Here is a 25354-nt window from a genome sequence, read left to right as displayed (position 1 = left end):
GGCGGCCCCATCGCACTGGTGGTGGCCGCCGCCTGAACTCCTACCGTGCAACCATCAGCGGTATCGAACCACCGCGATGGCGGTAGATCGAACCGAACCGTGCATCCAGGCGCACCCACGATCTACTCGCCCGTACCCGAACCAGTTCCGACGCGTCGATCTGCTCGAGATCGATGTCGGCGGTCATCGCTTCGGATCCGGCGTGCGGAACGAATCCCATTGCGGTCAAGGCGAAAATAACTCGCATCGAGATCCCGACCGTGCCTGATGGACCACTGACCTCGAGCACGTCCTGATCGAGCAACGACGCCGGCGGACCGTGACTACTGCCGTGCTCCAGCGCCAAGGCGTTGCCCCGCTGCGCCAGTTCGATCAGCACCCGGGCGGGTACGTCGTCCAGGTGCTCGAAGCCGTCCATCGGCGGCAACGCCCCGCGCCACGCCGAATCCATGGCGAACCCCGGATCGATCAGCTCACCCGTTGCCTGCTCCACCGCCGTGAGCAACTGATCGCCGGCAGCCGAGGTGTCGTCAGGGTTGATGGTGCCCGCCACGGTTCGCGTAGCGAGAGCGTCGAAACCCGTTGACGCCCAGACGCTCAGGTGCGCATCGCCGCGTCGACGCATTCGGATGACCGCGGACTCGTCCAAACGCAAGGCGTGACCGATGAAGCCGGCCAAGTTCTTTCGCTCGACCTCCTCGGGCACGGTCAGTACACGTTCATGCACGTTGCCAGCTCTCCAGGTACTCGCGCTCGGGCCCGCTGAGGCGACGCAGACGTTGAGTGTCGATATCGAAGGCCGCGATCTGAGTCGATGCCACGATGGACGGCGGGACACTGAGATCCGCACCGCGGGGACGAACCTCGTACGCGATCGTGAAGTCCACCGCGCGAACCTTTTCCACCCACATGAAGACGTCGAGGGGTGAATCGTCGTGCCGCAGTTGCCCGCGATACCGCACATGGAGATCGGCGATCACAGCCCCGTCACGCAGGGTGACCGTCGGGCGCGAGTCTTCGAACAACCAAGGAATCCGCGCCTCTTCGAGCAACGTCACCATCCGTGCGTGGTTGATGTGCTGGAAGGCATCCATGTCGGACCACCGAACCACGACTTCGGCGTGGAATCCTTCGCTCAACGTCCTACCTCCGATCGGGTGCCCATGCTGCGCACCATGCTGCGAACCTGACGCGCCGCCACCGAGAGCGTCGCGAGGTCAAGCGTCCCAGACTCGAAGATCTCGACGAGAGCTGCCCTCGCTCGGCTCAGCCGCGAGGCGTTGGTCGATTCCCATTCGTCGATCTTCTCCTGTGGTGACTCCCCAGGCTCGCCGCCGGCCAGAACCTCCATCGTCAGCTGCCGAAGCGAACTGTAGAGGTCGTCTCGCAACGCGAGCCGCGCCAGCGAGTGCCAGCGATCGCCGCGCTCGAGTCCCGAAACGGCGCTCAGCAACCAGTCGATTCCGAGATGCGCATCCAAGGCGTAATACAGCTCCGCGACTTCGGTGATGTCGTGATCTGCGATGTCGGCGATATCCGCGATGTCCAGTAGGCAGTAGACGTCGAGCAGTCGGAACACGTCCAGTGCCAACGCTTCCGGAGCCCCACGATCGATCACGGATTGGGCCCGCACCAGCAGATCGTCGAGCTGATGGCCGGCGAGCAGCCCGGGAACCAGAGGCGCCGTCGCCCGATACGCCGCCGAATAGCGCGCTACCTCGGCGCCGACGGCGATCGGCTGGGGTCGATTGGCCAGGAACCAGCGCGACGCGCGGTCGAGCAGGCGGCAGGACTCCACGATCAGCTCGTTTTCGATCTCTGCGCTGACGCCGGCCGAGCGGATTCGCGACCACACCTCGTCGAGCGCAAAGACCTCTCGCACAGCGGCGTAGGCACGGATCGAGTCGGTACTGCTCGCTCCGGTCTCCTCGGCCAAGCGGTAGGCGTACGTGATTCCGCCGTTGTCGATCACTTCGTTCACGAGCATCGTCGCGACGATCTGCCGCCGCAATGGGTGTGCTTTGATCTCCGTTTCGAACCGATCACGAACAGCGGTCGGGAAGTACTGCGGGATCTGCTGGGCGAAGAAATCGTTGTCCGGCAACTCGGTTGCGAGCAGATCGTCCTTGAGTGAAAGCTTGACGTGCGCCGTCAGCGTCGCCAATTCCGGCGATGTCAGACCCACACCGACCTCGAGTCGACGCTCGATCTCCTTGTCGGTCGGCAACGCCTCCAGCTTGCGGTCCAGGCCACGTGCCTTGGTCAGATCCGTCAACTGACGGCGGTGAACACCGAGCATCTGCGGTGCGGTCACGCGGGAGATTCCGAGCAGCGCGTTCTGGGCGATGTTGTCCGCCAACACCAGCGCAGCCACGTCGTCGGTCATCGACGCCAGCAACGGATTCCGTTCCTGCGTCGGCAGCAACTGCGAGCGCACGAGTGAATCGAGAAGAATCTTGATGTTCACTTCGTGATCGGAGCAGTCGACGCCTGCCGAGTTGTCGATGGCGTCGGTGTTGATGTGACCACCGTTGGCGCTGAACTCGATTCGTCCCAGAGCAGTCACGCCGAGATTGCCGCCCTCACCGATCACCTTGACTCGTAGGTCTTGACCGTCGACACGCACGGCGTCGTTGCTCTTGTCTCCGACCTGCGCGTTGGTCTCGGTCGACGCCTTGACGTATGTACCAATTCCGCCGTTCCACAGCAGATCCACCGGTGCCGACAGAATCGCCTGCATCAATTCCGGCGGCGACAGCTTCGTGACGCCCTCGGCCAGACCCAGTGCGATCCGGACGCTTTCGGCGATCGGAACCGACTTGACCGTGCGATCCCAGACGCCACCACCTTCGCTGATCAGGCTCTTGTCGTAGTCGGCCCACGACGACCGTGGCAACTCGAACAGTCGTTGACGCTCCACGAACGAACTCGCTGCATCCGGGTTCGGATCGAGGAAGATGTGTCGATGGTCGAATGCGCCGACCAATCGGATGTGCCGACTGAGGAGCATTCCGTTGCCGAACACGTCTCCGCTCATGTCGCCGACGCCTACCGTCGTGAAATCCTCGGTCTGCGTGTCGACACCAAGTTCGCGGAAGTGCCGCTTGACGCTTTCCCAGGCACCCCGGGCGGTGATACCCATGCCCTTGTGGTCGTATCCCACGGAACCACCGGAGGCAAACGCGTCGCCGAGCCAGAAATCGTACTTGGCGGCAACCGAATTCGCGAGATCGGAGAACGTCGCCGTGCCCTTGTCCGCGGCAACCACCAGATAGCGATCCTGATCGTCCTTGCGTACCACTCGATCCGGCGTCACAACTTCTCCGGTGGCAGCGTGCACATTGTCGGTGATGTCGAGCAATCCGGAGATGAACGTGGTGTAGCAGGCCTTACCCGTTTCCAGCGTCGCCGTTCGATCAGCGACGGGATCACCCGTCGGCAGAGGCGGATTCTTCACGACGAAGCCACCTTTGGCCCCCACCGGGACGATCACCGCGTTCTTGACGGCCTGAGCCTTCACCAAGCCGAGCACCTCGGTGCGGAAATCCTCGCGCCGGTCGGACCAGCGGAGCCCACCGCGCGCGACCGCACCGAATCGCAGGTGGACACCTTCGACCTCGGGTGAGTACACGTAGATCTCGAAAGCCGGCCGCGGCTTTGGCAACTCGCTGATCCGTGACGGATCGAGCTTGACCGACAGGTAGTCGCGAGAGCGGTCATCGGCGTCGACGACGTAGAAATTGGTGCGCAAGGTCGCCTTCACCAAGGAGAACATTCCGCGCAGGATGCGATCGGCATCCAAGCTGAGTACCTCGTCGATGGACGCACTCAACTGCTCGTCCAATTCGGCGACGCGGATGTCGTCCTGCTTCTCGGGGTCGAACATCGCCTCGAACAACTGCACCAATGCAAACGCGGTCTGCGGGTGCGTAAGCGCGATTCCTTCGATGTGGAACTGACTGTACGGAAATGTGGCCTGGCGCAGATACTTTGCGTAAGCACGCAGCACGACGGCCTGCCGCCAGGACATTCCGGCCCGCAGCACCAACTCGTTGAATCGGTCAGCTTCTGCCCGGCCGAACCAGACTGCACCGAATGCAGCAGTGAATCGCTTCTGAACCTCGGTCAGCGGGGCGGTACTGGTCTCGAGTGGCACCTGCGCATCGAGATCGACCTCCACCGACGCCCGAAGATCGGCCGGCACCGACAGTCCGAAATCGTAGATCCAGCACTGAACGCCGTCGAGGCGCTGCACGACGTGCGGCCGCTCGTCGAGAACTTCGACGCCGAGTGACTGCAGCACCGGCAGCACCTGACTCAACGAGATACCGTCGCCGCCGACGAAGAGCGTGAAGCGCCAGGCACCGGGCGCGGAGTCCACAGCGCGATAGAGCAGAACGTCGATCGCACCCGGTGCCAACGCCTCGAGCCTGGCGATGTCGGCGAGCGCACGCGAAGGTTCGAAGTCTTCTTTGTATCCGTCCGGCAGCACCCGCGAATACCGCTGCACCAGTTCCGGATCCACACCCGGGCTTTCGCGAACAAGATCGGTGATGCGGTCGTCCCAGCTACGACTGGCTTCGGTCAGCAGTGCCTGAACGCGCTCGCGATTGGCCTCGGAAACATCCAGACGAACCGGTTCGCTGTCCGGATCGCGCCGGATGGTCACGTGCAGCAACGCGAGGTCGTTCTCGGTGACTCTGGCGGTGTAATCGACTGTGCCCGGACCGAACTCACGCCAGAGTAGATGCTGCATCGCGAGTCGAACTCGCGTCGTGTACCGGTCGCGAGGCAGATACACCAGGCAGGACACGAAGCGGCCGAACGTGTCCTCACGGACGAAGAGTCGCACCTGGCGGCGAAGCCCGATGCTGTGCACGGCGTGCACGGTCTCGAACAGGGTCTCGGCATCGCTCGAGAACAACTCGGTGCGCGGGAACGACTGGATGACCTCGAGCATCGCCTGACCGGAGTACGAATGCAGGTCGACACCGGCACGCGCGATGACTTCGCGTACGCGTCGCTCGATCAGAGGAATCGCGAGGACGTTCTCGTGGAGAGCGACCACGGTGAACACACCCAGGAACCTGTGCTCCCCCACGATGTTTCCCTCGTCGTCGAGGATCGACACACCCACGAAGTACGGGTAGACAGCGCGGTGCACCGTGGCGGGGAACGATCCCTGCGTCAGGACCAGAAGGGGTCGATCCGGGAGGTCCGCAACGGGAGGCAAGCTCATCGGGCCCTCGGTGACCGCGTCGGAACGCAGCACGCCGAGCCCACTGCCGGCGACCGTGCGTGAGCCGTCCTTCGTGCCCTCGAATCGCCGGTATCCGAGTACGGCGTAGTTTCCGTCCGCCATCCACCGCAGCAGTCGAGCGGTGTCGGAGAATTCTTCGGGGGTGATCCTCCCGGAGGCAGTTTCTGCGGCACTCGCCAACTCGTCGGCAATGCGCAGTTGCAGTGCCTTCATGTCCGGGGTGTCACCAACCACCTGACGGACGTCCGCGAGCACTTTGCCGAGGTGTGCCTCGATCGCGTCGAGAGCGGAATCCTCGACTTCGGAGTCCAATTGGACATGCATCCAGGATTCTTGGATACCGCTGTCGCCCAAGGACATCAGATTGCCGGAGTCGTCGCGATCAACCGTCAGAATCGGATGGGCGAATTGACTGATTCCCACACCTTGTCGGTTGAGCATCGCGGTAACGGACTCGACGAGCAACGACATGTCGTCGGTGACGATCTGGACGGCAGCGCCGAGACTCTCGGATCCTGACGGGCGGTACACACGCCATACGGCCGTGCCCGGCGTCCGCCGCCTCCCGAGCGCAAGATGCGCGAGCAGGACTCGATCCGACCGACCGTTGATGACGTCGTCGCTGTCACCCTCGTCGATGTGCGTGAAAAAGGCCTCGCGAAGACGCGTCAACAACGTCGCTTCGTCGAGGCCTGTGCCCTGCTGCCGTACACGGTCTGTCATTCCTGGCTCACATCCTTGTGGGTTCTGATCGCCGCGACCAATCTCTGACTCGAGACTAGCCGCGGCAACCAGTACCTAGGGTGAACTGAGAAACGAAATCTACGATGTCGTCATCTGAACAAGCGATGCTTCGAGCACCGCGCGTTCGCTGTCCGCCAGCGGTCTGGACTTCTCGGACACCGTGTCGAATCCGACCATCAACGCGTCACCGAATGCGCATTCGACACCCGCGTTGTCACGGATGACGTGCCGAACCGTGAACGAGGAAGTCCCGACGTGAGTCGTGAAGATCTCCACGTTCAACGGACCGGACCGGTCGGTGACCGGCTTGAGGAACTCGACGGTCATCTTTCGAACCACGAGGTACCCCGGCCGGCCGCCGAGCGGCGCCAGTTTCGCTTCCAGGAACTGGATGCGAGCTTCCTGCATGTACTCGACGTAACGCGTGTTGTTGACATGACCCAACCGGTCGGAATCGCCCCACCGGACCTGGATCTGCGCTGTGTATACGTCGGACACCGGATCAGTCCCTGGTGAGCTTGCGGTGCGTCACACGGTGCGGGCGCGCGGCGTCGGGGCCGAGTCGCTCGACCTTGTTCGCCTCGTAGCCCTCGAAGTTGCCTTCGTACCAGTACCAAGCAGCCTCGTTGTCACCGAAGCCACCTTCCCACGCGAGGATGTGAGTACACGTGCGGTCCAGGAACCAGCGATCGTGCGAGATCACGACGGCGCAACCGGGGAACTCTTCGAGAGCGTTCTCCAGCGAGCCGAGGGTTTCGACGTCCAGGTCGTTGGTCGGCTCATCGAGCAGGATCAGATTGCCGCCCTGCTTGAGCGTCATCGCCAGGTTCAGGCGGTTGCGCTCACCACCGGAGAGAACGCCGGCCGGCTTCTGCTGATCGTGGCCCTTGAAACCGAACGAGCTGATGTACGCACGCGACGGGAACTCGGTCTGGCCGACGACGATGAAATCGAGCCCGTCGGACACGGTCTCCCAGACCGTCTTCTTGGGGTCGATGCCGGAACGGTTCTGGTCGACGTAGCTCAGCTTGACCGTCTGACCGATCTTGACCTCACCGGCGTCAGGCTCCTCGAGACCCACGATGGTCTTGAACAGCGTCGTCTTACCGACACCGTTGGGGCCGATGACGCCGACAATTCCGTTGCGCGGCAACGTGAACGAGAGATCCTTGATCAACACGCGGCCGTCGAAGCCCTTGTCGAGGTTGGAGACCTCCACGACCACGTCACCCAGGCGCGGCGGTGCCGGGATCTGGATCTCGTCGAAGTCGAGCTTGCGGGTCTTCTCGGCCTCGTTCGCCATTTCCTCGTAGCGATCGAGACGAGCCTTGTTCTTGGCCTGGCGAGCCTTGGCGCCGGAACGTACCCAGGCGAGCTCGTCCTTGAGGCGCTTCTGCAGCTTCTGATCTTTCTTGCCGGCAACCTCGAGGCGTGCAGCCTTCTGCTCCAGGTAGGTGGAGTAGTTGCCCTCGTACGGGTACAGGCGTCCGCGGTCGACTTCACAGATCCACTGCGCGACGTGATCGAGGAAGTAACGATCGTGGGTCACGGCGAGGATTGCGCCGGGGTAAGCAGCGAGGTGCTGCTCGAGCCACAGGACAGATTCGGCGTCGAGGTGGTTGGTGGGCTCGTCGAGGAGCAGGAGGTCGGGCTTGCTCAGCAGCAGCTTGCAGAGCGCAACGCGTCGCTTCTCACCACCGGAAAGGTGGGTGACCATCTCTTCCGGCGGGGGGCAGCGCAGGGCGTCCATAGCCTGCTCGAGCTGCGAGTCGATCTCCCACGCGTCAGCGTGGTCGAGCTTCTCCTGCAGTTCGCCCATCTCTTCCATGAGCTCGTCGGAGTAATCCGTGGCCATCAGCTCGGCGATCTCGTTGTACCGCTTGAGCTGGACCATCGTCTCTCCGAGGCCGTCCTCGACGTTCTCGCGAACTGTCTTGGTCTCGTCGAGCTCCGGCTCCTGCATGAGGATGCCGACGGTCGCGCCCGGAGCCAGGAATGCCTCGCCGTTGCCCGGCTGGTCCAGTCCGGCCATGATCTTGAGGATGCTGGATTTACCAGCGCCGTTCGGTCCGACGACACCGATCTTCGCGCCGGGGTAAAAGCTCATCGTGACGTCATCGAGGATGACCTTGTCACCGTGCGCCTTGCGCACCTTCTTCATCGTGTAAATGAACTCAGCCATGACCGCCAGCCTATCGGTGTTTGTCCTATAACCCACATTGCGCGTTGGCCGTCACTCCGATGCGGGTTCTGCGGACAGTCCGAGGTCACCGACCAGATTCACCGACATGCTTCTCGCCCCCCACGAAAACCGCGATGGGGACACCTCCGGGTGTCCCCAGGACGGCTCAGATCATTGCCCGGTGGATGCCCTTCGGCTCGCCACCGAGCTGCGAGAGCGTCGACGAATGGAAAATCGAACCAGGCACGTGAATCGCATGCGCCAAACCGGCATGCGCATCACGCCAGAACCGCTGCATCGGCGTGTTCAACTGCAACGCGCCACCACCGGAACGAGCAAAGATCTCATCCACCGCCCGCACCGCCCGCCACGCCGCAGCAGTCTGCGTACGCCGACCGATCGCACGAAGCTCGAACGAGACTTCCTGCCCCTTCTCGGTCATGTCCCAGAAACGATCCACCGTCTCCAAGATCGCAGCCCGAGAAGCAGCGATCTCGGCCGCCGCCTCACCGATCGCGAACAGCACGTACGGATCTTCCTTGATCGGAACACCACTGACCGTCACACGCTCACGCTGCGCAGCCATGTTGCACGCCAACGCACCCTCCGCGATACCGATCAACGACGAAGTGATCCCCAACGGGAAAATGCACGAGAACGGGAACTTGTACAACGTCTCCGTACGGCCCGCTTCCTTCCACGCCGTCCCGTCGAACACCTTTCCGGCGTCGATCGTGCGGTAGGTGGGCAGGAATGCGTCCTTGACGATCAGGTCCTTCGACCCCGTACCGCGCAGGCCCACGACATTCCAGCTGTCCTGGTCGATGTCGTAATCGGAGCGCGGCAGCAGTACATGCAGAATCTTCGGCGGCATCAACGGTTTACCGGATTCGTCACCGACCATCGCGCCGATCATGATCCAGTCACAGTGATCGGTACCCGAGGAGAACGACCAGCGGCCGTTGAGGATGTACCCACCCTCGACCGGCCTCGCAACGCCCATCGGCGCATACGGCGACGCCATCCACGTATCAGGATCGGTTCCCCACACCTCTTCCTGAGCCTTGCGGTCGAAGAACGCAAGCTCCCACGGATGCACACCGACGATGCCGCTGACCCAACCCGTGGCACCGTCCATCGCGCCGATAGCCATTGCCGTCTCGGCGAATTCACGCGGATGCGCCTCGAGGCCTCCGAATTCCTTCGGCTGCAACATCCGGATGACGCCCGCGTCGCGCAGTCGCTTCGCGCTGCCGTCCGTCAAGCGCATCAGCTTGTCGCCCTCGACTCCGTCGGCGCGGATCTCGTCGGCGAACTGTGAGATGTTGTCCAGAACCTGACCCATGATCTTCCCGCCTCCACTGATAGTCGCCCAACTACCATTAAAGTAGAACACGTTCTAGAAATTTGCGGAAGTGAATGGTCGATGTTTCTTGCACTCAGACGGTCTGTAGTTCCGACGGGAGGTCGACCGCGTCACTACCGGAAGCCGCGAGCAGCTGTGCGTACCGCCCACCTTGTTGCACAAGTTCGTCGTGGGTGCCCTTTTCCACAACCACGCCCCGGTCGAGCACCGCAATGAGGTCCGCATTTCGAACCGTGGAAAGCCTGTGCGCTACAACAAGAGTGGTGCGCCCGACCATCAGCTCGTCGAGCGCGTCCTGCAACGCACGTTCGGTGCGATTGTCCAAGGCGCTCGTCGCCTCGTCGAGGACGAGGACCGGTGGATTCCGCAGGACTGTGCGCGCGATCGCGATGCGCTGCTTCTCACCGCCGGAGAATCGGTAGCCGCGCTCGCCGACCATGGTGTCGTACCCGTCGTCGAGACCGGAAATGAACTCGTGGATCTGCGCAATGCGCGCCGCCTGCTCGATCTCTGCGTCCGTGGCGTCAGGTTTCGCGAACCGAAGGTTCTCACGAATGGTCGTGTGGAAGAGATACGTCTCCTGTGAGACCACACCCACCAGATCGGAGACCGTCGCCAGATCGAGGTCCCGCAGATCGACGTCGTCGATTCTCACCGATCCCGCAGTCGGGTCGTACAGACGTGCGGACAAGTATCCCAGAGTGGTCTTGCCTGAACCGGTGGAGCCGACCAGCGCCAAGGTTCCGCCGGCTGGGACCGTGAGGTCGATGTTGTCGAGAGTCTTGCTGTCGGTTCCTGGATACGAGAAGTCGACGTGGTCGAACCGAAGTTCGCCGGACATCGTGGTGCGATCGAAGCTCTTCGACTCTTCCGGATCGGCAATGTCGATCGGCAGATCCAGGTACTCGAACACGCGACTGAACAGTGCCATCGAACTCTGCACCTCGACGCCCGTGTTGAGCAGCATCATGGTGGGTCGGAACAATTGTGTTTGCAGTGTGGTGAATGCGACGAGAGTACCGACGGTGATGGTGTTTCCGTGATCGAGAGTGAAACCGGCAAACCAGTAGACCAGTGCGGGCATGGCCGCGAAAGTGATCGACATGGTCGCCATGCGCCACTTGCCGGCCATCATGGCCCGGAGTTCGACGTCCGCGACTTCCGCTGAACGCTCGGTGAATCGATCCGTCAGAGCCGACTTCGCGCCGGTCGTCTTTCCGAGGAGAATGCCACTGACGGAGAGAGATTCCTCCACCTGGACCGACAGATCACTGAGCAACTTCTGCCGCTTGCCCGAGATCTTGCGGCGCTCGTCACCGATCTTGCGTGCGATTCGGATGAACACCGGCAAGATCGCCAGCGAAAAGATGGCGAGTCGCCAATCCAGAAGGAACAGAGCAACAATGGTGGCCGCCACGGTCGTTGCATTCTGCGCGATGGACGTTGCCGTGTTGGTGACCACCGACTGCATACCGCCGATGTCATTGGCAATGCGCGACTGAACTTCTCCGGTTCGGGTTCGAGCGAAGAATCCGAGCGACTGATTCTGCAGGTGCGAGTAGACCCGCACGCGCAGTTGGTGCATCAGCTTTTGGCCGATGCTGTTGGACATCCAGGTCTGCGCCACGCCGAGACAACTCGTGATCACGGCGATGGCGATCATGCCGATGGCCAGAACGCTGACGAGTCCGAGGTTCTTGTCCGGGATCGCCTTGTCGAGCATTTCGCGCAGGAGCAGCGGACTGCCCAACGCGACGATCGCGCTGAGTGTGATGACCGCAGTGACGATGGCGATCTGAGTTCGATACGGCGCGAACAGCCCGAGTACGCGCTTTGCCGGTACGGATTCCGCCGGAGTGATCTCGACAGCGGATCGTTCGATGTTTCGCATGTGATCTGGTTTCACGTTTACCTCCTGGAGGCTTTCTCACCCTAATTTCATATTAATGAGGTTACCTCACTATGAGGCTGACACCAACAACGCTAGACTGACGCCATGCATTCCCGAGAGCGCGAACTCACCGATGTCGTGATGTCCGTGGCACGGCTCATCCGCCGACGCCAGGTGGCAGCGCTGGAACCATTCGGCCTCTCGCCGTCGCAAAGCCGAGCACTGCGAGTGCTGACCCGAGTAGGCGAACCGGTTCGACTCGGGTTTCTTGCCGAGCGATTGCGCATCGTTCCGCGGTCGGCAACCGACGTCGTGGATTCCCTCGAAGATGCCGGATGGGTACGCCGCACTCCCGATCCGAACGATCGCCGCGCTGTATTACTCGAGCTCACCGACGCCGGCGCTGCGCTGGCCGCCGACGTCGCGAAAGCTCAAAGACGCGAATCCTCGGATGTGTTCGACGACCTCGACGAGTCGGAGCGAGCAACTCTCACCGAACTTCTCGAGCGAGTGGACGCGGGGCACGACTCTCGGCCCCGCGACTGCCCGACACCCTCGATCTGAGTTCTCACGCAGCGACGGTGTCGACTGCGTCCTCGACATTCTCCGCCGACGTCGGCTTGCTCTGACGCTCGATCTTCGAGATGCAACGAGCAAGGTCCGCGCCAACTGCCGTCGCCCGCAACTCGAGATCGGAACGAGGCACACCCTCTTTGGTCGTGTACTCGTTGGTGCGCAACTCCCCCGCCACCATGACCGGATCACCTTTCATGATGGATGCGCCGACGCCGGTGACCAACCGCCGCCAGCAACTGACCGTGAGATACAGGGTCGCACCGTCAGTCCACTCTCCGGTCACCGCGTCTTTGCGACGAGTATTGCTCGCCATCCGAAAGCTCAGCACCTCTTCACCATTGGTGGTCTGCCGCTTCACCGGATTGGTGATGACGGTTCCGACAACGGTTGCATGCGTTTCGTACATGTCCGATCCCCCTTCGAACTTCAGATCCCGCCAACTGCCGCGGGGCCGATCATTGCGTCGGCAGTTTCGATTGTGGAACGGCAAACGCCTGGCTCGGGATTTCGATTTCCACCTGTGCATCGGAGGGACCGCTGTGGAGAAACAGCACTGCCCGAGCCAAACGGCCCGGGCAGTGTCGGTGCTAAGTGCTAGTGGAGGACTCGTCGGATTTCTTCTCGCTCGGCGCCCCATCGGCAGTGTCCTCGTCGGCAGTGTCCTCGTCGGCAGTCTCCGCGTCAGCCGCCTCTCGGGGTTTCCACCCCTCGCGGTCCCGCCTGGCCAATTCGGCGAACATCGCGTTGTGTGCGGCGAGGTCGGCGTCGTGGTCACGTTCAGCCGCACGGTCGGTTCGGCGCGCCGTTCTGCCGTCACTGCGCGACCACTGAACCAGAAGCGCAAGCATGACCACCATGAGCGGGATCTCGCCGGTCGCCCAGGCGATGCTGCCCCCCAACTGCTGATCGCCGATCAGATCGTTGTTCCAGCCAAGGCCGAGCGAACGGAAGTAGGCGCCACCCATGACGGCGGTGGTGCTCATCAAGGCCACACCGAAGAACGCGTGGAACGGAAGCGAACCGAAGACCATTGCCAGCTTGGTCACCGGCTGCAATTGACGTGGTGACGGGTCGATTCCGATCGCCACCCAGTAGAAGAGATAGCCGCTCAGGATGAAGTGCAGATTCATCAGCAAGTGCGCGCTGTGCGAGTCGACCGTCGCGCCGTAGATTCCGCCGAGATAGAGCGCGTAGAAGCCGCCGACAAAGAGAACGGCCGCCACGATCGGGTGGGTGATGAAACGCGAGAACGGGCTGTGCAGGGCGGTCAGAATCCACTCGCGGATGCCTGGCACGCCGTCCTTGCCTGCTGGATCGAGGGCCCGCAGAGCCAAAGTGATCGGCGCACCCAGAACCAGCAGGACTGGGCCCAACATCGACAGCGCCATGTGCGCGCCCATGTGAACGCTGAAGACTGCCGGCGCGTACTTGCCTACACCGGACGACGTGGCGATCAAGAGCACCGCACAACCGCTCATCCAAGCGATGGTTCGGCCGACGGGCCAGGAATCCCCACGCTTGGCCAGTTTGCGCAGGCCGATTCCGTACAGAATCGCCGCAGCGATTGCGGCAGTGCCGAACATGAGGTCGAATCGCCAGTCCGTCACGAATGCCATGAACGACGGCGGGTCCGGAAGGTTGTAACCGAGTTCGACCTCGGGGATCGAGGGAATCGACAGCGGCGGGGGCGGTGGGGTCCGACCGAGGCCGATCGCGAGACCGATGGTCGCCGCCATCACGATGCCTTCAGCGCCGGCAAAACGAATCAGCGCGGAGCGACTCTTGGGGTTCTCCGCCAACGCCGGCAGCGCCCGACTCCGCTGAGCCCAACCGAAGAACCCGAGGATGATCAGTGCAACTGTTTTGGCGACGATCAATCGTCCGTAGGTCGTGGTGAACACGTCGTCGAGAGGTAGACGGACAATCGCATTGATGACACCGCTGAATCCCATGACGACGAAGCAGATGGATGCGACCGTCGAAAAGCGTCGAGCCGCTACGTCGGTGTAATCGCCGCCGCGCCGCGCGTGGGCCAGTAGCGCGAACAAGCCGCCCGCCCAGAGCGAAGCCGCCACAAGGTGCAGGATCAGGCTGTTGGTAGCGATGTCATGCGAGCCGCCCGAAGACGAGTGACCGGTGAGAGCGAGCGGCATCAGTCCGAGTAGACCGACCAGCAGCAGGAGCGGAGTCCACCACCAGCGCAGTGTCAACCGGGCCAGGATCGCCAGAACAACCGCGATGATGGCCGTCCAGCGCCAGGCGCCGGCGATCTCCACCTGATCGAGTCCCGACCAGAGGTTTGCCGGTTTGATCGCTTCGGCAAACGGCTGACCCGAGGTGTCGGAGAGCGTCAGAGGCACCATCATGAACGAACAGATCGCCCACACGATCGCGGCATGCGATGCGGTTCGGACTGCTCGATAGCCGTCGACGTCGAGGACGCCCGACTTCTGAGGTGGCACGAAGAAAGCGGCCAACAGCAGTGACCCGATCGCGATGACCGCGGCGATCTCCCCCAGTGCGCGCATCGCGGGCAGGCCGTACGTAGTGATCGGACCTGGATCAGGGATACCCAGAAGAGTCAGTGCCTGCGACGCGGAGAATCCCACCACGATGGCTGCGGTGAGCCCTGCGATGAGTCCACTGACCACGAATATGGCGGTCGAAGAAGCGGGTGCACCGCTGTGCGGAGTGGACTCCGGTGGGGAATCTGTCGGCGCGAGGTCGGGTGTAGCCATACCTCAAGGGTAGGACCTTCGCGAACCGACTACGACAACGCGTCGGAGTTGGGCGGTGCGCGTCACATCCCGAACCCTCGAGTATGATGTTCCACGCGCCTCCGTAGCTCAGGGGATAGAGCAAGAGCCTTCTAATCTCTTGGTCGCAGGTTCGAATCCTGCCGGGGGCACTTTTCGTACCGTTTACGCAGGACTCAATACCTTCTAGGCCAGCATGTACGCAGATACGACCAATGCAATAATCCTGCGTTATCCCGCGCAATCCCGACCAAAGTGTTGAGTAAGTGTTGAGCGGTTCGCAGGTGAGCATGTACGTCTCTCGACGCAAGCTAGGCGCCGAATTCCGACTCATCGTCGACAATCTTGCCGAACAACGGCAGGGGTCAAGGGATGGAATGAGAGCCCGAAGCCGTTCATCTGGACCAAGTAAGCCGAGAAGATCCGACCCCCGAGGAAGGGTTAGTCGCGCGAGTCAGTCGTCGACGTTCTCCTCCAACAGCGTGCGGAAACTGGCCGCCAGTCGGACAACTGTGTTCCCGTTGTCATGGTCGACCAAGCACACGCTTCCGTCCGCAGCGATCCAGATCGGATTCCCCGACCCGTCGTCAGCGAACACCACCCCGTCGATGAGGGCACCGTATGCGTCACGCGCCTCAATGGTCAGCTCGATGCATGTCTCACGACCGATAAGCTCGGCGTTGTCCCATGCGTGCACTGACACGCCCGCGAAGCATCCACCCCAACGTCCCACGAACTCGGTGAAGTCTTTGTCCGGGACGATGTCGAGCGCATGCAATCGCGCGTGAAGCTCGTCTGCCGGAATCGGACGGCCGGGACCGTAGAAGTCCACGGTCCGCTCGATCCGAGCGACCAACCCGTTTCCGAGAGCCATATCGGAAACTTACTACCGGCGCGGGACACTAGCTTCGAACTCGGACGCCGGTGCGTCGGGCGCAAGAGTGTCGCAAGAGTGTCGCACCCGCATGGGTCGCCGAACAGGAAGCCGCTGGAGCCGAAGACTACTACCAACTGAGGCAGATCAAATGTCAGTTACGACCGGTCCGTCTGGTTCTATTCCGGCATGAAAATGCCGTTCGCCGCAGTCGCGGCTATCGGAGCGGCGCTACTCATCAGCGGATGCAGTAGCGAGCCCGCGGGTCCCACCGCCGAGGAAGTGAGGGCAACTCAGTGTGCGGGTTTCGCCGAACTGACGCCCGGATATCTGGAGACTCAAGCGGACCAAAAGACTATTAGCGACAAGGGTTCAAGCTTGGAAGAGCGAACTGACGCATCGATGCGAATCATGAAACGCACGACCGATGACGGTCGCCGTACTCACGCGTACGATTGCGATGCACGATCAGATAAAGAACTTTTCGCGGAATACATCTCGAAATAACGGACGCCCTCGTCGGATTCATCGTGGCATTCTTGCTGATTGTCTTCATTACGAACTACTGGCAGACATTGCTGTGGATCCTGCTGTGGGTTGTAATCGCGGCGTTCGTTATCCCGATGACGCACGAAGGCTTCAAGTTCATTCGCGAGTACCGCGCCGACATGCGCAAGGTGAAGACCGACTACTACAAAGGCCTCGACGAGCGCACGAATCTGCAGCATCAGCAGTACTTAGCCTGCCGCGACGAAGGCGTCTACGGGGACTATCCGCCAGCGAAACTTGACTAGGGCGCGTCTCCCTTATCTCGGGTGAGGCTGGCGGCATTCTTGTGCTGCATACGGCACACGCGTGATCAAGCTGCTGCCAACGCCGAATGAGAGTAAGCCCTGAAAAAGAACGAGAACGAGAACGAGAGAATAGACCTCATGACTGAGCAGACCCTCGCGGCGCGGCTAATGACCCGTGCCGATTGGCCGTGGATCCAGCGCTGGTACGAGGATGAGACGCTAGACCGTGAGCTGGGTCCGCTTGACGACGAGTGGCTCGAGTATGTCCTCGCCACCCACTCGGGTGTGCAGCTTGTGGTGCTCGACGGTGTCGATCCGGTCGCGCTCGTCGGCTGCGCTTGGGACCCAAACGGACACGAGCATGGCATCACTGATCTCGCGATCGATCCGCGCCGGCGCAGGAACGGGCTCGGCCGGGCAACGATCGACTGCGTCCGTTCGTGGCCCGAGCACCCGCCGACGACGGGGTGGGTTGCGTTCGTTGACCAGAGGAACGAGCCCGCTTACCGCTTCTTCAGCGAGCTCGGTTGGGCGCATCGAGGGCTCGACGCGGATGGGATGCACCAATTCGCAACCGGCGCAACGAAAGCTCCGACGAGCGGGCGCTGAGGGGAGGCCGTGGCTCGGTTGGGTAGTGGCACGTTCGCGTGACGGCGTTGCGGTGGTGCTCGGCGCACAGGCTTGCGTGCACTTATTTTCGGAGTACTGCTAATGCGTTCGAAGTCTTGGCCGCGAAAGGAAACGCGCCAGCCTGGCACCGCAGAGAAGACCGCCATCACTGTCGCACCGATGACCGTACCGACCGCAAATGCTGAGGACAGCAGGCCCGCAGTGCCAACCGAGACCCCAGCTCGGTCGCGATCGCGGGTGGCACGAGTCCTTCCAGGTCGGCGACCAGACCCTTGCCGGGGGATGTTCCAACGCCGGTCACATACACAGTGAGTAGGTCACCGTCCGATCGTGGTCGATGTGCCGGACACTGCGGTGCCGTTCTTGCGGGGTTCGACGACGAGGTAGCTCGTTCTCACTTACTGAGAAATCACGAGTGCCGATTCACCGATGCTGCGATCGTAAATCGCGCGGAAAACCGAAATGCGTTACTTGCCAGCATTTTCCCTGGACGACTTTGGGCAATCGTTTCCCATCCTCAACATTCACAAACCGGACAGTCTGTGCTATTTTTTACAGACCTTCACCCCCGTTTTACCCTCCGAGAGGTTCATCACGCATGTCTCAAGCCACCCGCCGCGCCGGAATCGTTGCCGCACTTGTCGGCTCCGCTGCATTGATTGCACCGGCTTTCGCGGGCGCAGCGCCCACTGGTTCACTCGGTTCCGCAGAGCCGGAAGCGGGCTTCAACTGCTCCACAACGTCTACCGAAACCACCGCGAACGGCTGGGGAATCCCGTTCACCGACGAGAAGGACCAGACCGCCTCCTACGCGGCCGATAATGTCTTCGACAAGGACGGCTCACTCAAACTCGAAGTCACCGACGTCAAGGACCGCTCCGTGTCGTACCACGCGGCAGGCAGCATCAAACTGGCCGACGCAGCTGCCAAGGAAATCGGGTTTTCCGAGCGCGCCGTAACCACCAGCGCTGCGTTCCAGCTGCGTTTGACCGGCACCACGAACCCGGACAACAACGGTTTCACCACCCTGGTGTGGGTGCCGAGCCAGAACGGCGCATCCGTGACGGACGCTGCGGTCAAGCACGAGAACATCCAGGACGGACTCTGGTGGAGCACCCGCACCATCGGCGGTGCAGTCAAGGGCGAGCCCACCTCACTCGATGCCATCGTGGCAGCCAACCCCGGTGCAAAAGTCGAGCACTACGGCGTGAGCGTCGGCACCGGCTCGGAAGCCTCGAGCGTCTTCGTCGACGCCGTGAAGTTCAACGGCTGCACCACCAACTTCGCCAAGAAGGATCCGAAGCCCGAGACAGGCACCGGTTCACTCGGTTCACTCGGCGACATCTTCGGCAGCTAGCAGCAACAGTCCTTCTGCAGATGACGAAAGCCCCCAACCTCCTTGCGAAGTTGGGGGCTTTGTCGTGAGTTTCTTCGAGCCGAACGCGGGGAATTGGATGGATCCGAATCCCCCGCCCGGCTTCGCAGGCGCCTGTGGGAGAGTGAACGGAAGCTCAACCAAGTTGTGAGTCTGGTTGTATCCGGCCGGGGTGGGTCCGTCACTGACGCAGTAGATTCCGGCGACATAGTTGCCATCCGGAAGTCCTGCGATGGTATCCGTAATCTTCGAACTATTTTCGGAAGCCGGGTTGGGCGACTTCCACACGGGATCGGCCTCCAGATTCGGGTATCTGTGCAGACCGATCCCATTCGGATCGAAACCTAGCCCACAAATTGCGTGCCGTCCGCAGTAGTCTGCCACGCATGAAGAAGGCACTTCCGAAGACCCTGAAGTCACTCGCCCGAACTGTTGGAATCCTGGCACTCGCGATCGTCGTGGTATCCGTCGTCGAGCGGTTCACCGGCGCACACCAACCGACGACCGGTCCCGCGTCGTTGACCGGGCCAGACCAATCGTTGTAGCCCTTCCCTTGCGACAAAGGCCGTCTCACAAAGTTCTACGACGAGAGCCGGTAGGCAATTGCCCGCCAATGCCGGCTGAGCCGCATGCACCGCGCTAAACAGAGCGGCCGCGAGTGTCACAGAACCTCTGGGCTCTGGAGCCCAGAGGTGTAAAAGCCGCCGGGGCAGTCGAACCTTGCGGGCAGCCGTGGGTGTAGCACCATTGACACAAGCTGCGTCAGAATGGTTGCGCAAGAACTCGATTCGAAGGTCCGATTTCGCGAAATGTCCAGAGAGCTGCGAAAAGTACCGGCTGTGGGACCTCGCGGCTACTCGGTGCGGTTGCTCGGATGTGGCGACTGCGCACCGATCGAACCGGCCGCATCCGCCGTCAGCGACTACGCAACGACCGTCACCATTTGACTCCGGGCATCGAAAGCGCTTGAAAAGTAAGCCATTTCATCGTGCCGAGGTGCGCGAGAACGACCTGAACTTGCGAGGTCTCGAGATCTTCGAAGAAACCTCCGGCATGGCATCTTCCGAGATCCACACTCATCCCAGGTAGTGCATCATCCGTGCGCACACGAGCGACGCCAAAAGTCGCTGCGGCGCGTGATCAGCTGGACTGACGTAACCGTACCGAAGGCTTTCTACGAAAAGCCGGGCGATTCTTTGTCTCGAAATGCCATGTCGGCCGCCGAAGCATTATCGACGGTTAACTCAGGCCGGAATCCAATCTGCTAAGAAAAACGAATCTAATGTGACCCCTATCTCTGGATCCTTTCAGAACAGGGGTTTCTATGACCCGCGACTGAATTCACCCCCTAATTCACCCTCCTCCTATACGCAGAAAATTGATTTGCATTTATGTCGAGCGTGTGTGCACAGATAATTCGCTCCACACCTTGTCGTTCCGACAGCAAATAAGGGGCAGTGAACTGCATAAAGGCTCATTCGGTACAGCAGCGCCGACTCGGCTCGGCCGCTCACCGATTGTCGGTAAGGTCCAAGACAGGCATGCAACTGATCGTCGAGATCGAATTGTGATGAACCAGCCAGTTACCTTGACAGAAATCAACGGAAGATACATATAGCCAGGTAAACGGAGTTTTTCTTGCATGGACGGACGTCCATGGCGTGTTCAGCTATGCGATTTGCTCGTGTTAGATTCCTGGTTGCGCATCGCCCGGTTTGCGCCTTCTGCGTTGTTTGCGCGGAATTTGCGTCTTCTCGCGAACGGCCCCGCGCAAATTTCTTCACGTTGTGCCAGAGAAAGGAATTTCATGAAAACCGTCACGGCAGCGAAGCACGCAGCACGAAGACTCCCCCTCGGAGCCATCGCACTGTTGCTATTGCTATCCGGGATGGTGCTCATGCCCGAACTGCACTGAATCGCGCAGAAAAGATCCTCAGCCGCAGCCTTTAGTGCCTCGTAGGTCATCGCGTTAGGTAATACCGGCGCTTGAGTTTTCTTGGAACTTCCTGGCCTACCCAGAGCGGGCCGTCGGTCTGCGCTGGCGCCAGCCGGGTCCGATTACCAACTGTTCGGCTCCGCAATAGGTCGCCTGAGAATCTCCAACGCTCGCATCCAGACTCCAGAGCTGCTCAAAGGTCCCGTTTCGCTATTCGACGGCCCCGGAAACGGGGCCTGAATCATGTGTTTCTGAACGAAAGGTGTTCGTCATGCGTAACCGTGTCTTCCCGCGCCGTGCCGGGGAGGGGGTGGTGTCTCGGTGGGCAGCTTTGGGGATGATCGTTGCGGTCCTGGCGCTGGTCGTATCGTCGTTCTCATTCGTCCAGGTTGCCTCAGCAGATGACCTCGGGACCTCGACCGCCACAGTTCCGACCTCAACAGTTCCGACCACAACGAAGCCGCCCGCAACTACGACGGAGGCGCCGCTGAAAACGACTGCGCCGCTTACTTCCACGTCGGAGTCACCCACGTCTGCGAAACCGCCGATCACCACCACGGCGCCCCCGTCTACGACTTCTGTGGCGGCGCAGCGACTGGCCGCACGCGGAGTCAATCCCGGCATCGATGTGAAAATCACAGACATCCAGGTCGAGGGAAAGAACGACCAGCAGATTACGGTCGGTGACTCCGTCACTGTGCGGGGCACCTGGGACGCGTCAAGCGCGAGTCCGCTGCCGGGCGACCAGTTCACGATTCAATTCCCTGACGAGTTGAAGCTACAGTCCAACCCGATGATCGCGCTGGAGGGCGACGATGGGACGGTTTGGGGCACATGCGATCTGGCTGCTTCCACCAATCTCATGACGTGCGTGCTCTCCGACGCTGTGGCGGATCGGCCGGACGAGGTGAAGGGCGATTTCTTCGTCTACACGAAGGCGGTCGAGTACACCACGTCAGAGACTGTGGACTTCACGATCAACAACAAGGTCACGCCGGTCGACCTGCCCGGCACGGGCGGCATCACCGACGGCCGCGTAATCGGCGAGTCGACGAAGTCCGGAAAACTCCAGGACAACAAGCAGTCAGTGCGGTGGACCATCGACATCCCCGGCGCCGATCTGGCCAAGTTGGATGCAGGCAACACCGGTTCGGTGACCCTGAGCGACGAGCTCTCCGACAACATGAAGGTGTGTGCGGGCAGCCTGCTCAACGCGAAGCTGTGGTCCGGTCGCCCGGGCGATCTCAAAGAGACCCCCGGCGGCGTCACCGTCACCCAACCCGACGCGGGTGATCAGGTCACCATCAACATCGACAACGGCGCGCCCTTCGAGAGCAACAAGCTCTACCGCATCGAGTACACCTCATGCACGACCAGCGGCGTGGTGGATCTCGAGGGGACTCAGTACACCAACTCCGTGACGATCGGTGACAACACGGTGGCTTCGGATGGCGTGGGACAGGACTATGCGCCGCAGACCAAGCCCTGGAAGGGTGGCTACCTCGACGGCGGTAAGCGCAATATGGAAGCCGTCTGGACGATTGTGGTTCCGGGCACCGACATTGCCGCCAACAACCACAAGATCGACATCACCGACACCTTCGGCGGCCCCCATGCGGTCTGTGCCTCGGGCGTGCAGGTAGTCATCGAGAAGTCTGACTACCTCCCAGGGCGGGAGAACGAACCCAACTACCGCACTCCTGCCGCAGGATTCACCATTGCTCCCATCGGCGCAGTAGCCGGCGCGAGTACCTTCACCGCGGCGATCACTGTGGATAACCCGGACACGTTCAACGAAGAGCAGTATTACTACGTCACGTACCGGACCTGCCTGACCACCACCGAGGTGCCAGACTCCGAGGACCATCTCACCAACTCGGCGGTCGTCAACAAGACGTCGATCACGGGAAAGACTGAGGGGCCTAGGTTCACGAGCGGCAAGAACGGCGCGATCAACACCACGTCGCAAACTGTCGGCGGCGTGGAGCAGCCGGCAGGCACCACCCTCAATTGGACCGTGGAAATCTCCGGACACGATCTCGAGGGCCTTACGGAACCGGCGGTCATCAACGACAGGTTCTCACCGAACATGACGGTGTGTGAAATCGGCGGCGATCTCAAGAGCAACCTCAATCTCAAGGTCGTCGCGCAAGACTTCTTCGACGGCAACAAGAAACGCGATATCACCGATGCCACATCGGTGGCGCGCGCCGACGGCGGTTTCGATCTCACTCTCCCGCGTGACGCGGACGGTTACAGCCGTCAGACGAAGTACCTCGTCAGCTACACCCTGTGCACCAGCAGCGGCGGACTGGACCAGCGCGACACGGAATACTCCAACACCCTCACCTATGCCGGCAAGCAGACGCTGTCGCAGAGCGTCAAGCAGGAATGGGGCGGCGGCGGTACCGGCCAAGGCGTGTCACGGGGCTCGTTCTCGCTTCTGAAGGAGATCGCTCCCTTCTCCGAGAAATTCCCGGAAGACACCGAGTTCACTGTGAAAGTCGAAGAGTTCGCCCCCGGGCAAAATCCAGCGACCGACGCCCCGGTGAGCTCCTACGAGATCAAGGTGAAGGCTGACGGGACACCGGTCAGTGGGATCAACCCCCGCGGAACCGGCTGGCAGATCCGCCTGTCCGAGATCAACCTCCCGACCGTTGACGGTGTGTACTTCGAGCGAGGAACGTTCCGCCCGTCAGAGGGTGTGACGCTCAACGTGGACCGGACCGAGGCGCTGGTGACCATCACGCCGAAGAGCAATGTCGGTGTCACACTGCTCAACAAAGCGAGCCTGGGATCGGCAAGGATCACCAAGTCCGTCATCGGCGACGGAGCGCGCACGGGACTCGAGGCTTTCGTCGTCAACGCAGAGATCGCCTTCGGTGACGACGACGCCGGCAACGAACTGCGTCAATTCACTCTGAAGGACGGCCAGCATTACGACCTGGGCAAATTGCCCATCGGAGCGAAAGTCACCTTCACCGAGGTCCAACCGACGAACACCGACCTCGTGACGTGGTCGCAGCCGGTGATCAGCCCGAAGACGCTCACCATCGGCACAGACGCGTCGGCGAACGCGGTCTCCGTCACCAACGAGGCCACGATCACGCAAGGCACCTTCGAAGTGAGCAAGAAGCTCACGGGCCCGAAGGCGTCCGACAAGGCCGTACCGGCCAGCTTCGACGTGATTGCCACCTGGCTCGATACGGACGACAACCCACAGAGCAAGACGCTGTCGCTCCCGTCCGACGGCACCTCGGTTCCGTTCGGTGAGTACCTGCCCGGCGGCACCGAAGTTGCACTGACCGAACTGGTTCCGGCAAACGGTGACGGTCTCGCCTACGGCGTGCCCGCATACTCCGGGAATATCCGGATCAATGCGGACAACGCTGCCGTGGTGACCATCGGCAAGGATTTGCGCAAGGTCGAGGTGTCGAACTTCGTCGACATCAACGATGGCACTCTGCGCGTCGCCAAGCAGGTCAGCGGCGAGGCCGCCGAGGCTGTCGGTGATGACGTGGAGTTCACGGTCGAGGCGCGTTGGCGCGACGGTGTGGACTACCGCACCCAGGTGCTGAGCGTCAAGCAGGGACAGACCACACCGCTGGGCGTCGACCTCCCAGTCGGCACCGAGGTGACCTTCACCGAGACCGGCCGTCCCGATGTCGCCGGAGTCGAATGGGGCACGATCTCCTGGGGCACCAGCCCGGAAGGCGAATCGTGGCTGCACTCGAACCTCGACGGAACCGCAACGGGCATAGTCTCCGACGACCCGACCGACGGTCGACTGATCACGCTGTCGAACGAGGCGCTGTGGAAGTTCGGCTCGGTCGAATTCACGAAGTTCATCCTCGACGCTGACGGCAATCCCGTCCGCGCTCCCGAGGCCGACCTACCCGACAGCGCGACGTTCGATGTCCGTATCGACGGAATCGACCCGCCACTCCCCGCTGGAACCGATTTCCCGGCAGTGGGCCAGACCATCACCCTCGATGCCGGAAACGACTGGAGTTGGACGTCCGGCGAGGTTGTTCCACGGAACACCGTGATCACCTTCTCCGAGGTCGACCCCAAGCCCCTGGCCGGTATCGACTGGGCGCGGCCGTACTACTACGTGTCCGCGGATGCCGGAGACGCCGAACACCGCAACACCGTCAAGGTGGTGGCCGGTGAGCAGGCTGTGGTGGAGATCCACAACCGCCCGATACCGACCACCGACGTGGACATCGACAAGATCGTGACCGGCCCCAAGGGCAGCCAGGTGGCCAAGGACGGATCCACGATCTTCCAGGTCACGGCTACATGGACGGACATCGACGACGAGGCGCGTTCGTGCGTGCTCGATGTCAAACCGGGCGCTTCGGTCACTCCGACCGCCCAGTGCGACGCGGCCGTCATCGACGGCCGGGTCCAGTTCCCGCTGGACACTGACATCACTTTCGTCGAAACCGGTGCTCACACAGACGTCACCAACGTCAAGTGGGGTGAAGTGATCTGGGACGTCAAGGAAGGCAAGGCGGACGTCTCGAAGATCGTGGGTGAACCGACCGGAGCTTCCGTCAAGCTCACCAGCGAAGCAAACAAGTCAGTGGTTCTGGGACTCGAGAACAAAACCAGCAGCAATGGGCTGATCATCATCCCGATTCCGATCCCGCTGCCGCCGTGGGAAATCCCGACATGGCCGGGCTCCGAAGTACCCGGAGGACCAGGCACTGACGTGTCGACTCCCGGCAACGACACTCCCGGCAATAACGGTGGTGGACACAACGGTGCTCCGGGCACGCCTGCTCCGGGAAATCCTGCTCAGGCCAAACCGGACCAGTCATCGTCCCTGCCGGTAACCGGCGCTAACGTCATCTGGCTCGCCGGTCTGGCGCTGGCACTGATCGGCGGTGGCACGTGGCTCGCCCTGCGTAACCGCAAGCGTGCACCCGGCCAGGAGTAACTCCCAACCAGGAATACCGAAACAG

Annotated in this window: 16 protein-coding genes, 1 tRNA gene and 1 pseudogene; 7 read left to right on the top strand and 11 right to left on the bottom strand. The window is 61.7% G+C overall.

Annotation, left to right across the window (positions count from 1 at the left end; all coding sequences use genetic code 11):
* Positions 1-40: 40 nt before the first annotated feature.
* The 7 genes from I7X09_RS18935 to I7X09_RS18905 form a co-directional block, all read right to left on the bottom strand.
* Entirely contained in the window at positions 41-727 is a 687-nt protein-coding gene (locus I7X09_RS18935) for a hypothetical protein (RefSeq protein WP_200313279.1), read from the bottom strand.
* Positions 720-1094 carry an acyl-CoA thioesterase gene (locus I7X09_RS18930; RefSeq protein WP_042450296.1) on the bottom strand — a complete coding sequence of 125 codons (375 nt, stop codon included), beginning with the start codon at positions 1092-1094 and terminating at the stop codon, positions 720-722. Before I7X09_RS18930 ends, I7X09_RS18935 begins: the two co-directional genes overlap by 8 nt.
* 41 nt (positions 1095-1135) lie before the next feature.
* Positions 1136-5983, bottom strand: a complete 4848-nt coding sequence (locus tag I7X09_RS18925) for an NAD-glutamate dehydrogenase (RefSeq protein WP_200313278.1) — start codon at positions 5981-5983, stop codon at positions 1136-1138.
* 99 nt (positions 5984-6082) lie between these two features.
* Positions 6083-6502, bottom strand: a complete 420-nt coding sequence (locus I7X09_RS18920) for an acyl-CoA thioesterase (RefSeq protein ID WP_003944475.1) — start codon at positions 6500-6502, stop codon at positions 6083-6085.
* A 4-nt stretch (positions 6503-6506) separates the two neighbouring features.
* The gene (gene ettA, locus I7X09_RS18915; protein WP_007730925.1) at positions 6507-8186 is read right to left on the bottom strand and encodes an energy-dependent translational throttle protein EttA; all 1680 of its coding nucleotides are present in this window, start codon (positions 8184-8186) and stop codon (positions 6507-6509) included.
* A 166-nt stretch (positions 8187-8352) separates the two neighbouring features.
* Positions 8353-9531, bottom strand: coding sequence for an acyl-CoA dehydrogenase family protein (locus I7X09_RS18910; RefSeq protein WP_200313277.1), 1179 nt, complete (start codon positions 9529-9531; stop codon positions 8353-8355).
* 94 nt (positions 9532-9625) lie between these two features.
* Positions 9626-11443: an ABC transporter ATP-binding protein gene (locus I7X09_RS18905; protein ID WP_200317923.1), complete on the bottom strand. Its 1818-nt coding sequence runs from the start codon at positions 11441-11443 to the stop codon at positions 9626-9628.
* A 105-nt stretch (positions 11444-11548) separates the two neighbouring features.
* On the opposite strand from I7X09_RS18905, the gene I7X09_RS18900 reads away from it, so the two are divergent.
* On the top strand, positions 11549-12007 hold the full coding sequence (locus I7X09_RS18900) for a MarR family winged helix-turn-helix transcriptional regulator (RefSeq protein ID WP_095973080.1): 459 nt from the start codon (positions 11549-11551) through the stop codon (positions 12005-12007).
* Between the two features lie 4 nt (positions 12008-12011).
* On the opposite strand, the gene ssb is transcribed toward I7X09_RS18900, so the two are convergent.
* Both ssb and I7X09_RS18890 read right to left on the bottom strand, forming a co-directional pair.
* Complete coding sequence (gene ssb / locus I7X09_RS18895) at positions 12012-12425, bottom strand: single-stranded DNA-binding protein (protein WP_007733347.1); 414 nt, start codon at positions 12423-12425, stop codon at positions 12012-12014.
* A gap of 181 nt (positions 12426-12606) precedes the next feature.
* Positions 12607-14757, bottom strand: a complete 2151-nt coding sequence (locus I7X09_RS18890; protein WP_200313276.1) for a cytochrome c oxidase assembly protein — start codon at positions 14755-14757, stop codon at positions 12607-12609.
* Between the two features lie 97 nt (positions 14758-14854).
* Here I7X09_RS18890 and I7X09_RS18885 point away from each other — a divergent pair.
* A tRNA-Arg gene (locus tag I7X09_RS18885) sits at positions 14855-14927 on the top strand.
* A 302-nt stretch (positions 14928-15229) separates the two neighbouring features.
* On the opposite strand, the gene I7X09_RS18880 is transcribed toward I7X09_RS18885, so the two are convergent.
* Positions 15230-15649 carry an SMI1/KNR4 family protein gene (locus I7X09_RS18880; protein WP_200313275.1) on the bottom strand — a complete coding sequence of 140 codons (420 nt, stop codon included), beginning with the start codon at positions 15647-15649 and terminating at the stop codon, positions 15230-15232.
* Between the two features lie 530 nt (positions 15650-16179).
* Between I7X09_RS18880 and I7X09_RS18875 the strand changes: the two genes are divergently transcribed.
* The gene (locus I7X09_RS18875; protein WP_124570062.1) at positions 16180-16443 is read left to right on the top strand and encodes a hypothetical protein; all 264 of its coding nucleotides are present in this window, start codon (positions 16180-16182) and stop codon (positions 16441-16443) included.
* A 138-nt stretch (positions 16444-16581) separates the two neighbouring features.
* A complete protein-coding gene (locus I7X09_RS18870) occupies positions 16582-17052 on the top strand; it encodes a GNAT family N-acetyltransferase (RefSeq protein WP_234036629.1) in 471 nt (156 codons plus the stop codon).
* 152 nt (positions 17053-17204) lie between these two features.
* Here I7X09_RS18870 and I7X09_RS29775 read toward each other — a convergent pair.
* Positions 17205-17329, bottom strand: a pseudogene (locus I7X09_RS29775) (chloramphenicol efflux MFS transporter); the annotation flags it as partial.
* 342 nt (positions 17330-17671) lie between these two features.
* Between I7X09_RS29775 and I7X09_RS18865 the strand changes: the two are divergent.
* The 3 genes from I7X09_RS18865 (at position 17672) to I7X09_RS18855 (ending at position 25329) form a co-directional block, all read left to right on the top strand.
* Positions 17672-18430 (top strand): hypothetical protein, encoded by a 759-nt coding sequence (locus I7X09_RS18865; RefSeq protein ID WP_124570061.1) that lies wholly within the window; start codon positions 17672-17674, stop codon positions 18428-18430.
* Between the two features lie 404 nt (positions 18431-18834).
* A complete protein-coding gene (locus I7X09_RS18860; RefSeq protein ID WP_003945304.1) occupies positions 18835-18993 on the top strand; it encodes a hypothetical protein in 159 nt (52 codons plus the stop codon).
* A gap of 1728 nt (positions 18994-20721) precedes the next feature.
* A complete protein-coding gene (locus tag I7X09_RS18855; protein ID WP_200317921.1) occupies positions 20722-25329 on the top strand; it encodes a DUF5979 domain-containing protein in 4608 nt (1535 codons plus the stop codon).
* Positions 25330-25354 lie beyond the last annotated feature (25 nt).

Origin of the sequence: Rhodococcus sp. P-2 (genome assembly GCF_016598535.1) — a bacterium.
Classification (GTDB): Bacteria; Actinomycetota; Actinomycetes; order Mycobacteriales; family Mycobacteriaceae; genus Rhodococcus_F; species Rhodococcus_F baikonurensis.
Note: the sequence above shows the minus strand (reverse complement) of the source record. Positions and strands in the feature narration are given on the sequence as shown.